Origin of the sequence: Cobetia sp. 10Alg 146, from assembly GCF_029846385.1 — a bacterium.
GTDB lineage: Bacteria > Pseudomonadota > Gammaproteobacteria > Pseudomonadales > Halomonadaceae > Cobetia > Cobetia marina.
Genome location: NZ_JARWKT010000006.1, coordinates 188,739 through 202,613, shown reverse-complemented (window position 1 = coordinate 202,613; position 13,875 = coordinate 188,739). Strand labels below are relative to the sequence as shown.

Annotated in this window: 10 protein-coding genes; all 10 read right to left on the bottom strand. The window is 65.0% G+C overall.

All coding sequences use genetic code 11. The features are described 5' to 3' along the window. Window positions 1-46: 46 nt before the first annotated feature. Window positions 47-2,149, bottom strand: a complete 2,103-nt coding sequence (gene ligA, locus QD172_RS12535; protein WP_279855939.1) for an NAD-dependent DNA ligase LigA — start codon at window positions 2,147-2,149, stop codon at window positions 47-49. Between the two features lie 421 nt (window positions 2,150-2,570). Continuing rightward, complete coding sequence (locus tag QD172_RS12530) at window positions 2,571-3,806, bottom strand: cell division protein ZipA C-terminal FtsZ-binding domain-containing protein (protein ID WP_279855886.1); 1,236 nt, start codon at window positions 3,804-3,806, stop codon at window positions 2,571-2,573. 283 nt (window positions 3,807-4,089) lie between these two features. Then, the gene (gene smc, locus QD172_RS12525; protein WP_279855885.1) at window positions 4,090-7,608 is read right to left on the bottom strand and encodes a chromosome segregation protein SMC; all 3,519 of its coding nucleotides are present in this window, start codon (window positions 7,606-7,608) and stop codon (window positions 4,090-4,092) included. Between the two features lie 250 nt (window positions 7,609-7,858). After that, complete coding sequence (ccmI, locus tag QD172_RS12520; RefSeq protein WP_279855884.1) at window positions 7,859-9,196, bottom strand: c-type cytochrome biogenesis protein CcmI; 1,338 nt, start codon at window positions 9,194-9,196, stop codon at window positions 7,859-7,861. Then, window positions 9,193-9,726, bottom strand: coding sequence for a cytochrome c-type biogenesis protein CcmH (locus QD172_RS12515; RefSeq protein ID WP_279855883.1), 534 nt, complete (start codon window positions 9,724-9,726; stop codon window positions 9,193-9,195). Before QD172_RS12515 ends, ccmI begins: the two co-directional genes overlap by 4 nt. Then, window positions 9,723-10,292 (bottom strand): DsbE family thiol:disulfide interchange protein, encoded by a 570-nt coding sequence (locus tag QD172_RS12510; RefSeq protein ID WP_176493675.1) that lies wholly within the window; start codon window positions 10,290-10,292, stop codon window positions 9,723-9,725. The genes QD172_RS12515 and QD172_RS12510 overlap by 4 nt, the downstream gene beginning before the upstream one ends. Further along, window positions 10,289-12,289, bottom strand: coding sequence for a heme lyase CcmF/NrfE family subunit (locus QD172_RS12505; RefSeq protein WP_279855882.1), 2,001 nt, complete (start codon window positions 12,287-12,289; stop codon window positions 10,289-10,291). Before QD172_RS12505 ends, QD172_RS12510 begins: the two co-directional genes overlap by 4 nt. Then, complete coding sequence (ccmE, locus tag QD172_RS12500; protein WP_279855881.1) at window positions 12,289-12,786, bottom strand: cytochrome c maturation protein CcmE; 498 nt, start codon at window positions 12,784-12,786, stop codon at window positions 12,289-12,291. The genes QD172_RS12505 and ccmE overlap by 1 nt, the downstream gene beginning before the upstream one ends. An 81-nt stretch (window positions 12,787-12,867) precedes the next feature. Next, the gene (gene ccmD, locus QD172_RS12495) at window positions 12,868-13,062 is read right to left on the bottom strand and encodes a heme exporter protein CcmD (protein WP_077378928.1); all 195 of its coding nucleotides are present in this window, start codon (window positions 13,060-13,062) and stop codon (window positions 12,868-12,870) included. After that, on the bottom strand, window positions 13,062-13,859 hold the full coding sequence (locus tag QD172_RS12490) for a heme ABC transporter permease (RefSeq protein ID WP_279855937.1): 798 nt from the start codon (window positions 13,857-13,859) through the stop codon (window positions 13,062-13,064). Before QD172_RS12490 ends, ccmD begins: the two co-directional genes overlap by 1 nt. Window positions 13,860-13,875: the final 16 nt, after the last annotated feature.

Sequence of the window (13,875 nt, the reverse complement as noted above, 5' to 3'; positions counted from 1 at the left end):
GACGCAGCCATTGGCGCCTGCGGTGCATCATTCAGCGTGTCCGTACTCATGCATCCTCTCCTGCGCTGTCTTGCGCATCGGCTTTCTGCGCGTCCGAATCTGAGCCTGAAACTGAGTCGGTGCCGGCTTCCCACTCGGCCAGACGCGCCACGAAGGCCGCTTCATCCAGCACCGTGAGCCCCAGCTGCATGGCTTTCTCGAGCTTGCTGCCCGCCGCCTCCCCGGCGACGACACCAGCGGTCTTCTTCGAGACACTGCCCGCCACCTTGGCGCCCAGCGCCTGCAGGCGCGCCTTGCCTTCATCACGCGTCATGCTGTCGAGACTCCCCGTCAGCACCCAGGTCTGGCCTGCCAACGGCTGGGGCCGCTCGCCGATCTCGACCTCTTCCCAGCGCAGACCACAGGCGAGAAGCGCCTCCAGCGTCTCGTTGTTGGTCGCTTGCTGGAAGAAGGTATGGACATGCGTCGCGACGATGGGGCCGACATCTTCCACGGCTTCCAGCGCGGGTTGATCCGCCGCGCGCAGCGCTTCAAGCGTGCCGAAGTGCGTGGCCAGATTCGCCGCGGTGGCTTCGCCGACTTCCCGGATACCGAGGGCATAGATGAAGCGCGCCAGGGTGGTATGGCGGCTCTTGTCCAGCGAGGCAACCAGATTGGCGGCGGACTTCTCGCCCATGCGCGGCAGCTCGGCCAGCGTGGCAGCGTCGAGATGGAACAGATCCGCTGGCGTCTTGACCAGCTCACGCTCGATCAGCTGCTCGATCAGCTTCTCGCCGAGGCCATCGACATCCAGCGCCTTGCGGCTGGAGAAGTGCTTGAGCGCCTCCTTGCGCTGGGCGGCGCAGATCAGTCCGCCCGCGCAGCGTGCCACCACCTCGCCTTCGAGACGTTCGATCTCGGAGCCGCACACCGGGCAGCCGTCCGGCAGCACGATGGCTTCACGGCTGGCCCCTTCGCTGGCGACCCGCACCACCTGCGGGATGACATCGCCGGCCCGCCGGATGATCACGCTGTCACCGATCTGCACGCCGAGACGTTCCACCTCATCCATGTTGTGCAGCGTGGCATTGGAGACCACCACCCCGGCGACCTGCACCGGTGCCAGCCGGGCGACCGGTGTCAGCGCGCCAGTTCGTCCGACCTGGAAATCGACGCCTTCCAGAGTGGTTTCCTGCTCCTGCGCGGGATACTTGAAGGCGATGGCCCAACGCGGCGCGCGCGCCACGAAGCCCAGCTCGCGCTGCAGACGCAACGCATCCAGCTTGATGACCGCGCCATCGATGTCGTGATCAAGCCCTTCGCGCTGCCCACCGAGGCGGCGGGTGTAGTCGATGATGCCTTGGGCACCGCGCACCACCTCAAGCTGCGGGCTGGTGCGGAAACCATAGTCATTGAGCAGCGCCATCAGGCTGGAATGATTCTGGCCGACCTCCGTGGCCAGCAGCGCCTCATCGAGGCGCGCGACCTGATAAGCACAGAACTCCAGCGGGCGCGAGGCAGCGATGCTGGAATCCAGCTGACGCAGACTGCCGGCGGCGGCATTGCGCGGATTGGCGAACACCTTGCCATCCTCGTCGCGGCCGCGCGCGTTCAGCGCCTCGAAGCCGGCGTGACTCATGTAGACCTCGCCGCGCACTTCAAGCAGCGCCGGCAGATCATCCCCCCGCAGCCTGAGCGGGATCGAGCGGATGGTGCGCAGATTGGTGGTGATGCCTTCCCCGGTACGTCCATCGCCGCGCGTCACGCCCTGCACCAGCACGCCATTCTCGTAGATGAGCGACACGGCCAGGCCATCGAGCTTGGGTTCACAGCAGAAGCTCAATGCCTCGCCTGCGTCTTCCGCATCGCCCAACTCCAGGGTTTTCGCCGCACGCTGCACGAAGGCACGCAGCTCATCGTCATCGAAGGCATTGTTGAGCGACAGCATCGGTACCGCATGCTGCACTTCCTCGAAACCGCTGGCCGGTGCGGCCCCGACACGCTGGGTGGGGGAATCCGACGTGATCAGCTGGGGGTAGTCGGCTTCCAGTGCCTCGAGACGGCGCAGACGCGTGTCGTAGTCGGCATCGGTCAGCGTCGGGTCATCCAGCACGTAATAGCGGTGGCTGGCCTCGAGCAGCTCGCGATGCAGCTGCGCGACCTCCTCCATCACCTTGGCAGGCACACCTTCCACCGCAGCCGGGGCAGCGGACTGAGGAACGCTCGAGGCGCTGGAATCATCGGCAGGGGCCGAAAACAGATCATCCTGGGCTGACATGACACTCACTCGAAACGGTGGCCTCATCAGCAGTGCCCAAAGGGCTGCGCTGATCGACCGGAAAGCGGGTGGCGACAGGTCCTCCGGCCTGAATCGCAGGGCCGGGGGATCGCCATGATGCCGTCATTGTACTCAAAGCGCTCGATGGACCCCACTCCCGGCTGAGAGGAAAGGCCCCAGATGACACATGGCATCAGGCGCTTCAGAACGAGGACGGAGAATCGCATGAAACACAAACGCCAACGGCGACCCGAAGGTCGCCGTTGGCGTTTGTGGCATGACGGACCCACTCAGAGAATGGCTCGCGAGTCGATCAGTTGGCCTGGTAGCGATGCAGACGATTGCGACGCTCGAACTCGTGCACCTGCTGGCGCTTGAACTCGATGGTCTGGGCCGTCATCACGCTGTGGTTCTCGTCCTTGAGCTCACCGCCCAGGCGACGCACCAGCAGCATGGCGATCTCGACCATGGTCTCGAAGGCCGCAGAGGTGTCGTCCGCGCCCGGCAGCGGCATCAGGAAGGTGACGCCATCCAGCTGACTGTCCACCATCTCGGCCGGCGTGAAGATCCCCGGCTTGACCACGTTGGCCATCGCGAACTGCAAGGGACTGTCGTCATCATCTTCCTCATGGCGCAGGAACAGCCCCATCTCGGAATGGCGCAGACCACAGGCCAGCGAGATGCCCAGCACGTCTTCACCGCTGAAGCCTTCCTCGCCACGCGCCATCACCGAGATGATGATGACTTCACTGGCATCGGCCAGGGTGTCACGGGCGAGCTGGTCATCGACCTGATTGCGCTCGGCACGCAGCACCAGCGGATGGCGATCATCCTCGGAAACTGTCGTGTCGGCAGCAGGCACGGCGGCCGCTTCCAGCGAAGGTTCCTTGCGCTCGGAAGCCGCGCGCTCGTCATCGGCCTGCTGGCCAGCGGAGGACGCTTCGGCCTTCACATCCTGACCTTCCTCGATCTCGGCCATCGGCTCGAGATCATCGGCCTGGGTGGAGGAGACGCTGATGCTGTCGTCCTCGGCGGTGATCACCGGCTTCTCATGGAAGTCCTCTTCGCGCGCCGTCTCTGACTGCTCGCTGGAGGCGGTGCCGAGCACAGGCTCGCGATGCGCCTCGTCATGCTCGTCGTCACGTCGCGCACCCAGACTGGCGGTCACGTCGCGCATCGACTGGCTGGCACGCGCCCCGAAGGCCGCCGCACGCTCGCCGAAGCCCTTGCGCTCCGGCGCTTCACGGCGCTCCATGGGCTGTGCCGGACGACTCGGTTGCGTCACCCGTGAGGCCTTGATGCCATGGGCATTGTCGAGCACGGCATCCTGCTCCGCCTCGGCCTGCGCTTCGGCATCGCCAACCACCCGGTAGCCGCCATTCGGCAGCTCCCAGTTGTCACGTTCTTCCTCTTCTTCCACCGCGGAAACACCCGCCTCTTCGGTGGAAACTTCCGTACCCGCTCGATCCAGTCGGGGTACTCGACGTTGACGTTGGAGCCTGCGCACACCGTCAACGACGATGATTGCGACCAGCACCAACCCCAACAAGATGAGCCACTCTCTCAATTCCATGGGTCATTAGCCTGTTTGCTTGGGCACCATGCACGTGAACAGCATAGCGCGATTGCAGAAAAAGGGGACATTTTTCGAATGTCAATCCTGTGGTGGTGACCTGCGCAATCGCCCTTCAATTATCCCTGACTGACACTATGACGCAAACTCGTAGTGCTTTCGATCTCTATGTGCAACACGATTTTGCCAACTTGGCCGCAAAGACGGCCGCTGGCTACCGCGCACAAGGATGACCTTGGCCTCCTGCACGGCTTTTCACTCACGCTTCAGCCAGTACCGCCGCTTCTTCGATCCCTACAGAGACAAGACGCGAGACGCCCGGTTCCTGCATGGTGACGCCCATCAACCGATCCGCCGCCTCCATGGCGATCTTGTTATGGGTGATATAGATGAACTGTACGCTTTCCGACATCTCTTTCACCAGCCTTGCATAACGCCCGACGTTGGCATCATCCAGCGGCGCATCCACCTCATCGAGCATGCAGAACGGAGCCGGATTGAGCTGGAAGATGGCGAAGACCAGCGCCAGCGCCGTCAGAGCCTTCTCCCCACCTGACAGAAGATGAATGGTCGAGTTTTTCTTGCCCGGCGGGCGTGCCATGATCGCCACGCCCGTCTCGAGCAAATCATCGCCTGTCAGTGTCAACCACGCGGTTCCGCCACCGAAGATCTTCGGGAAAAGCGTCTGGATTCCGGCGTTGACCTTGTCGAAGGTGTCCTTGAAACGCACCCGCGTTTCCTGATCTATCTTGCGTATCGCACGCTCAAGGGTCTCCAGCGCCTCGGCCAGCTCCGCATGCTGGGCTTCCAGGTAGTTGCGACGCTCGGCCTGCTGGTCGTACTCCTCGATGGCGGCGAGGTTGATCGCCCCCAGCCGCTTGATGCGCTCCCCGACCTGCTCCAGATTGTGGCTCCAGGCCGATTCGGTGGCGTTCGGGTCCAGCTCGTCCTCCAGCAGCGTGATCGCCGCCTCGTCATAGCCCAGCTCCAGCAGCTGCTCATCCTGCGCATCCGCTTTCAAGGTCAGGGCCTGCACCTGCATGCGCCCTTCCTCGAGGCGCTGACGAATGCCCTCGAGATTGCGTTCATGGGTCTGGCGCGACTGCTCGGCCTGGCGCATCTGTTCGACCAATTCATGAGTCTTGTCACGACAGGCATTCAGCTTGGTTTCCTGATAGAGGCGTGTCTCGAGCAACATCTCGAGCTGTTCGCGCTCTTCTTCCTGCGGCAGCGAGGCTTCTTCACGGCTGGCCTCGAGCAGCTCGATGCGCTCGGCGAGCTTCTCGCGCTGCTCGACGGCTCGCATGCGCTGGCCCTGCATGCCATCGCGCTCTGTCACCAGGCGCTGACGCTCCATGTCGAGACGGCTGACCTGCTCCCGCGCGGGCGCCAACTGGGCACGCAGCCCGGCCAGCGCCTCCTGATGCTCGCGCCGTGAGCGCTCCAGCGACTCACGCGACTGGGCATTGTTCTCCACTGCCTCCAGCGCCTGCTGCCAGCGCTCACGCGCCTCCTCAAGCGTCAGGGCATGATTCTCGCGGGTCTCCGCCAGCTGCTCGAGCTCTTCCTCAAGCTCGCGGGCGCGACCATCGACGTGCTCGAGTCGGCTGGCGAGCCCCGCCTCCTTGAGGCTCAGCTCACGCTGACGCTCGCCAAGCTCCCGCTCTTCGACCCGCAGATGCTCGAGCTGTTGCTCGGCGCCGGCAATCTGTTCATCAGCGGCAGCCAGCCGCGCCTCGATATCGTCGAGTCGCGACTCCAGCGCTTCCAGTTCCAGCACGACCTGCTCGAGACGCGCGCGCTGGCCGATCACGCTGTCGGCACGCTCGCCCGCTATCTGACGCCGGCTCCAGCCACGTCCCAACCACAGGCCGTCCGGTGTCAGCACGCTTTCATGGGCGGCCAGCGTATCGCGCCGGCCCCAGGCGGCGGCCTGTGACTCGACGCAGTGAATGCTGGATAGCCAGCCCGTCAGCGCCGGGGCACCGCTGATCCGCGCCGCCAGCGTGCCTTCAGGAGCCGTGGCATTCGTCTCCCCGGCAGCATCGACCAGCAACAGCTCGCCACCAGGCAACTCACTCATCAGGGCAGCCGTCACATCCGACTCTGCACGGGACATGCGTGCCTTGAGGAAGGGCCCCAGCACCCAGGCACTGACGGACTCCCAGCCCTCGGCGACTTCGAGCCCCTCGGCCAGCGCCGGGGCCTGCGCAAGACCATGTCGGTCCAGATGCGTCGCCAGGCTGTCATCGTCATCACGCAGCGCGGCATCGATCAGCGCCTGAAGCGAGGCCTGCTCGCCCTGCAGCACGTTGCGACGCTGGCGCAGTTGGTCACGCTCACCGTCCAGCGCCAGACGATCCGTCTGTGCCTGCTCACGGGATTCACTGGCCTGCTCGCGGCGCGACTCCAGCGATTCGCTGCCGAGCGTCAGCTCGTCGAGCTGCTCGCGCAGTTCCTCACGGCTTTCGCGCAGTTCGGCGACATCCGGCAACTCCGCCAGCTGCTGACGACGGCGCTCGCGCTGAATCTCGGCGTCACGAATGGCATTCTCGATGCGCTGGATCTCGCTCTGGGCACGCTCGGCCCCGCGCTGGGATTCGTTGTCGGCCTGACTGAAGCGCTCCCACTCGCTCTGACTGTCCTGGCGGCGCTCCTCGGCCTCCTCCAATGAAAGCTCAAGGCCTTCCAGCGTCTCACGCGCCAGCTCCAGTTCCGGCGCGATATCTTCCAGACGTGCCTCGATCATCTCGAGACGCTCGCCGTCCTCGCCCTCGACGCGCTGGATGTCGCTCAGCTCACGCCGCGCGATCTCGAGATCCGCCGCCAGCTGCTGCTCACGGGTTCGGGCGTGCTCGAGACTCTGCTCGAGACGGGCGATCTGGGCTCCGGTCTCATAGAAGGCGGCCTGATGCGTTTCCAGCTCACCGGCCAGCTCGTCGTGCTGATAGCGCTGCTCTTCCAGCTGGCTCTCGCACTGACGCTGACCGAGAATCTCGCGCTCGACGCCGGTTTCCAGCTCCGCGACACGTGACTGCTGCTCACGCTGCTGCGCGCGCAGGCCACGCCGACGCAGCACGGCCAGCTCGCCCTTGAGGCGGTATTCGTCCTGCTTGAGGGTCTGGTAGCGCTTGGCGGCTTCGGCCTGACGCTTGAGGCGCTCGAGCTGCTTGTCGAGTTCCTCGCGCAGATCATCCAGGCGTTCCATGTTCTCCTGGGTGCGCTTCATGCGGTTCTCGGTCTCGCGGCGGCGCTCCTTGTACTTGGAGATGCCGGCGGCTTCCTCGAGGGTGCTGCGCAGATCATCCGGGCGCGCCTCGATCAGCTGCGAGATCATGCCCTGACCGATGATGGAGTAGGAACGCGGGCCGAGCCCGGTGCCGAGGAAGACATCGGAGATGTCACGTCGGCGACATCTCTGGCCATTGAGGAAGTAGCCGGACTGGCCGTCACGCGTTACCAGACGCTTGACGGCGATCTCGGCGTACTCGGACCAGGCGCCACCGAGGCTGCCGTCGGCATTGTCGAAGGTCAGCTCGATGGAGGCCTGCCCCACCGGCTTGCGCCCGGTGGAGCCATTGAAGATGACATCCGTCATCGACTCGCCGCGCAGGTTCTTGGCGCTGGACTCGCCCATGACCCAGCGCACAGCATCGATGACGTTGGATTTCCCGCAGCCGTTGGGGCCGAGAATCGCCGTCATGTTGCTGTCGAAGGGCACGGTGACCGGATCGACGAAGGATTTGAAGCCGACCAGCTTGATCGATTTGAGCCGCATTGCGCCTGGCGCGTCCTTGAGTCTGGAGGAAGAAGAGCTGAAGCAGGAAAACCTGAACCGCCGCGGTCTCTCAGGTCTCCCGGTGGAGAGCCCGCGCCGCCGCAGGGTAAACATGTCCTAACGACGAAGCAGCCGCTCATCGAGGGCATTTCGAAAAACCAGCGCGCAGTCTACCCAAAAGCGGCGATGGCCCCAACCGGCGCAATGATGATCCACGTGATCAGATCGTCGAGTCGGGGCACATCGCGACTCACCGTGCGACGCGGTGATCGATACGCAGCATCAGCGGTGCGTCCGCAGCCTCGTGGCTGACATCAGCATCGGCCTCGGTGCTGCGAGTAACGATGACATTCTCGAGCTTGCCTTCAAGGTCCCCCGACTGCGCCACCGGCTGACCGGAAGCGGAGATGCGCGCGACGAGAGTGACGCGCTCCGCCATCGAGAGCCGCGCCATCGGGGCCATGGCGTCGTCATCCGAGAGCGTGACCGTCAACGGCAGCGTGTCTGCGGTGGTACGCACCACCGCCAGCGGCGGCAACTTGCCTTCGGCATCACGCGCCACGATGAACAGGGTCGCCTCGTCAGCACTCACCGGCATCGCCGCCAGCTGCGCCTCGAGTGCGGGGTCCAGCGACACCTTGAGGGTCAGACGTGCAGTGCCTGCCTGACTGTCCTGAGCAGCAGCCGTTGCCGGGCTGTCCAGCGCCACCGAGGCATCGACTTCACCGGCACTCGCCATGCGCTGACGCGCGGCCGCGATGCCTTCACGCAGGGCCTTGGCGGCATCGGGGTTCTCGAAACCGGCAATCGCCTTGCGCCAGTAGTCGATGGCCTCGGGATAGCGGGCTTGCTCGAACGCCTCGATACCCAACAGGCCGAGCACGGTAGGCTGACGCGGGTCGGCTGCCAGAACCTCGTCGACCAGCCCCTGCACCTCATCGGTCAGCGTGCGCTGCGCGGCGAAGAACTTGAGCTGCGCCAGCTGCGCGACCAGCGCGGGCACCCGACCTTCGAGCGCGATCAACGCCTCGAGAGACTGCATCGCCTCATCGAGGCGTCCGGCATCACGATAGAGCGGAAACAGTGCCATCCACACCTTGGCGTTGTCCGGCTGTGCCTCGGCCTCGGCGCGCAGACGCGCGATGCGCGCATTGAAGCTGGCGGCATCATGGATCGGCGTGGCGGCAATCGCCTGCGCCAGCGCCAGATCGCCGCTCGCCCCCTCGCGCTGATACCAGTAGAGCGAGCCCGCCACCATCGCTACCAGCAACACGGGCACCAGCACACGACCACTGCCGGCCGCCTTGAGCGAGGAGCGCCTCAAAGCCTCGGCGTCTTCCAGCAGGCTGCGTTCCAGCTCGACACGCCCTTCCGCCAGCGCCGTGTCATCCAGCTCGCCGCGCGCATGGCCGCGCTCCAGCGAGGCCAGTCGACGTCGATAGACACGCACATTCTCGGCACCGAGGCTGTCGTTGTCCTCGAAGGCCTGCTGGGCGGCATGCACACGGCGCGCGCGGCGCAGCGGCAGCAACAGCAGCCAACCGGCGGGAAGCAGCAGCACGGCGATCGCCAGCCATAACAGAATCATGAGCGCTCCTTGGCGTCTTGCGGTGCATTGCCGGCATCGCGGTGCCTGTCGAGCAGCGCCGACAGGCGTGCCTGCTCATCATCGTCCAGCGCACGCACCCGTGCCCGTCGCCGGGCCCGCACGATCAAGGCCACGATGAGCAGTCCGAGCGCGATCAGGGCCGCCGGGCCGCCCCACAACAGCCAGGTACGCCCATCGAGGCGCGGATTGTAGAGCACGTACTCGCCGAAACGCGCGACCATGAAATTCTGGATCTCGCTGTCACTGCGACCGTCATTGAGCAGATCCGCCACGTTCTGGCGCATGTCACCGGCGATGGGGGAATCCGAGTCACCGATCGCCTGGTTCTGACATTTGGGGCAGCGCAGCGCGGCCGTCAGGCTGTCGTAGCGCTTCTGCAGCACAGGATTGTCGAACTGATGTACCTCGATGGCAGCCTGCGCCTTGCCAGCCGCCAGCCACGAGAGAAACAGCAGCACGACCAGCACCTGCACCAGCGGGATGGCGACACTCTTGAGCACGGACTTCATGAGCTGGCCTCCTCGCCGGCGGCACCAGTCGCAGGTTTCGCGATCCGCTCCAGTGTCGGCAGGATGACATCACGGACGTCTTCCGGGCGGATATAACCGGTGTGGTGATAGCGGATCACGCCCTCGGCATCGACCAGGAAGGTTTCCGGTGCTCCATAGACGCCGAGATCAAACCCCAGGGTGCCGTCCGGGTCGAAGAGATTGACGCTGAACGGGTCACCGAATTCCTCCAGGAACTGCCGGCCCTTGGCACGCGTGTCCTTGTAGTCGACCCCGACCATGTGCACCCCGCGATTCGCGAGATCCAGCAGCTGCGGCATCTCGTGCTTGCAGGTCGGGCACCACTCGCCCCAGACGTTGACGAGGCTGACCTGGCCCTTGAGCAGCGAGGCATCGAGGCTTGCCTGCGGGTCACCCAGGGTACTGAGCGAGAATTCAGGGAAGGGGCGCGACAGCAGCGCGGAATCCCGTGCATAGGGGTCATCATCGAGGCGCTGATAGAGAAAAGCGCCCAGCCCCACCACGACCACCAACGGCAAGAACAGCACCAGACGACGAAGATTCATGGGTGAGCCTCCTGCGTGGTGAGTGAGGGATTGTCGCTCACCGTGCTGGCCTCGACACGCCGACGATAACGGCGATCCAGCACGGCGATCACACCGCCCGCGCCCATCAGCAAGGCACCCAGCCACAGCCAGCGCACGAAGGGTTTGACCTGGATGCGTACTGCCCAGCTGTCATCATCGAGCTTCTCGCCCATGGCGACGTAGAGGTCACGCGTGAAGCCGGCATCCAGCGCGGTTTCGGTCATCGGCATGCCGCTGGCCAGGAACAGGCGCTTCTCGGGATGCAGCGTCGTCACCGCCTCGCCATCACGACTGACCTCCACCGTGGCGCGGTCGGACAGGTAGTTGGGACCGCGATATTCGCCAAGCTCGGTCATGCGGAACTGATAGCCGCCCACGCTGACTTCCTTGCCCTGCACCATGCGCACGTTCTCGGCGACCTCGGTATTGGAGACCAGCGTCACGCCGACGATGGTCACGGCCAGGCCCAGATGCGCCAGCTGCATGCCCCAGTAGCTGGGCGTGAGGCGCTTGAGGCCCGCCCAGCGCCCTGCCTTCGAGGCACTCTTGTCCCACAGGTCGCGCAGCAGCGGCAGCACCACCCACAGCGCGATGACCAGCCCGAGCGCCACCGAGAGACTCCACTCGATATCCAGCAACAGCGGCAGCAGCCCGCCGATGATGAGTGCCGCGCCGCCGGAAAGTGCAAGCCGGCGCACGAGCTCGCGCCCCGGCATCTGCTTCCAGCGCGAGGCCGGCCCGAGCCCCATGAAGGCACACAGCAGCGTGGTCAGCGGCACGAACAGCGCATTGAAGTACGGCGGGCCCACCGAGATCTTGCCCAGCCCCAGCGAATCCAGCACCAGCGGATAGAGAGTGCCCAGCAGCACGGTGACCATCATCACCAGCAGCACGAGGTTGTTGACCAGCAGGAAGGCATCCCGCGACAGCCAGTGGAAGCCGAGCGTCGAGCGCACGCGCGGTGCGCGCAGCGCGAACAGCAACAGCGAGCCACCGACGGTGATACCGAGCAGCACGAGGATGAACAGCCCGCGGTCCGGGTCACTGGCGAAGGCGTGCACCGAGGTCAGCACGCCGGAGCGCACCAGGAAGGTCCCCAGCAGTGACAGCGAGAAGGCGAAGATCGACAGCAGCACCGTCCAGCTCTTGAAGGCACCGCGCTTCTCGGTGACCGCCAGTGAGTGGATCAGGGCGGTCCCGGCCAGCCACGGCATCAGGGAGGCGTTCTCCACCGGGTCCCAGAACCACCAGCCGCCCCAGCCCAGCTCGTAGTAGGCCCACCAGCTGCCCAGCGCGATGCCGACGGTCAGGAACGCCCAGGCGATGTTGGTCCAGGGGCGCGCCCAGCGTGCCCATGCCGCATCGAGGCGCCCGCCCAGCAGGGCCGCCATCGCGAACGAGAATGCCACCGAGAAACCGACATAGCCCATGTAGAGCATCGGCGGATGGATGATCAGCCCGATGTCCTGCAACAGCGGATTGAGATCCGCGCCATCTGCCGGCATGTCCGGCAGCAGACGTGCGAAGGGATTGGAGGTCAGCAGCACGAAGGCCATGAAACCGGTGGAGATCAATCCCATGATGCCCAGTACCCGCGCCAGCATGTCGCGCGGCAGATCGCGCGCACCCAGCGAGACGGCAAAGCCCCAGCCCGCCAGTATCAGGCTCCACAGCAGCACCGAACCCTCGTGACTGCCCCACACGGCACTGAACTTGAAGTACCACGGCAGCTGGCTGTTGGAGTTGTTGGCGATGTAGGCGACGCTGAAGTCATCCAGCAGGAAGCTCGCGGTCAGGCAGGCATAGGCGATCAGCACGAACAGGAACTGCCCCCAGGCCATCGGCTGGGCGAAACTCATCCACAGCGGGCGACGCGTGGCGGCTCCCGCCAGCGGCACCACCGCCTGCACACAGGCCAGACAGGCCCCCAGAATCAGCGCGAAATGGCCGATTTCCGGCAACAGTTGCGTCACCATCACTGCGCCTCCTGAGGTGTTTTCTCTGTCATCCCGGTGTCTATCCTGTCATCCGTCCTGTTGCCAGAGACATCACGTCCGGACGCCTTGAGAGCATCAGACACCTCCGGCGGCATGTACTTCTCGTCATGCTTGGCGAGCACTTCGCTGGCCTCGAGATGCTCACCATCGAAGGTGCCCATCACCACCACGCCCTGCCCTTCACGGAACAGGTCCGGCAGGATGCCCTGATAATGCACCGTCACGTCATGATCGAAATCGGTGACGGTGAAGATGGCATCCAGCGTCTCGTTGTCACGCCTGACACTGCCATCGCGCACCATGCCGCCTGCGCGAATCTGACGCCCCTGGGGCGCCTGGCCACTGGCGATCTGGGTCGGGGTGTAGAAGGCATTGATGTTGGCGCGCAGGGCATAGAGCGTGAGGCCCACCGCGAGGGCGGCCAGCAGCACGATGGCCGTGACGAGATACAGGCGCTGCTTGCGTTTGGGGGTCATGGTCAGGGCTCGATCAGGGCAAGGGACGATCATGCCTCTCGCGACCAGCGGGACGACTGGCACGGGAGGTCGAGAATGGATTCAGGAACGGGCGGATTCCCGACGCAGGCGGCGGCGGATATCGGCCTCCACCGCGCGACGGGACAGCCGCGTGGCGATCACCAGCCCCGCGAGGCATGCCGCCGTCAGCCCCCAGGCGGACCACACATAGAGGGCGTGCCCTCCCATGGCGAAGAACTCGCTGACACTCGAGAAGGCGACATCGGGCAAACTCATCAGTGATCACCCTCTGTGGAAACGGGGCCTGCAGGCGAATTCTGGCCGGGGCGTGAGTCCGAGTGCGGGCTCAGCAGGTCACGCACCCATTGCTTGCGACTCTCACGCCTCAGCACCTCGACCCGCGTGCGCATCAGCACCAGCGCACCGAACAGGGCGTAGAAGCCGATGACCATCAGCAGCAGCGGAATCCACATGCTGGCCGGCATCGGCGGTGCTTCACTCAGCGTGAAGGTGGCAGGTTGATGCAGTGTGCTCCACCAATCCACCGAATACTTGATGATCGGGATATTGACCATGCCGACCAGCGCCAGAATCGAGGCGGCACGCGAGCCGCTGTCACGACTGGCGAAGGAACCGCGCAGCACGATCACGCCCAGATACAGGAACAGCTGGATCAGCATCGACGTCAGCCGGGCATCCCAGATCCACCAGGTGCCCCAGGTGGGAATGCCCCATACCGAGCCGGAAAACAGCGCCAGCGCCGTCATCAAGGCGCCGACGGGGGCGGCGGCCGTGGCGACCATGTCCGCCAGCTTGATCTTCCAGACAAGGAAGATGAGCGCGCATGCCGCCAGCAGCATGAAGCAGGACTGGGCGAGAATCGCCGCCGGCACATGCACGTAGATGATGCGGAAGCTGTTGCCCTGCTGGTAATCCGCCGGCGCGAAGGCCAGTCCCCAGGCACTGCCGGCCACCAGCGCGATGATCGCCACGGCCCACAGCCACGGCAGCCAGCGCTGGCTGGCCGCGAAGAAGGTCGCCGGTGTGCCCAAGCGATGCAGCCATGGCCACAGCCCGCCCTTGCGCGGG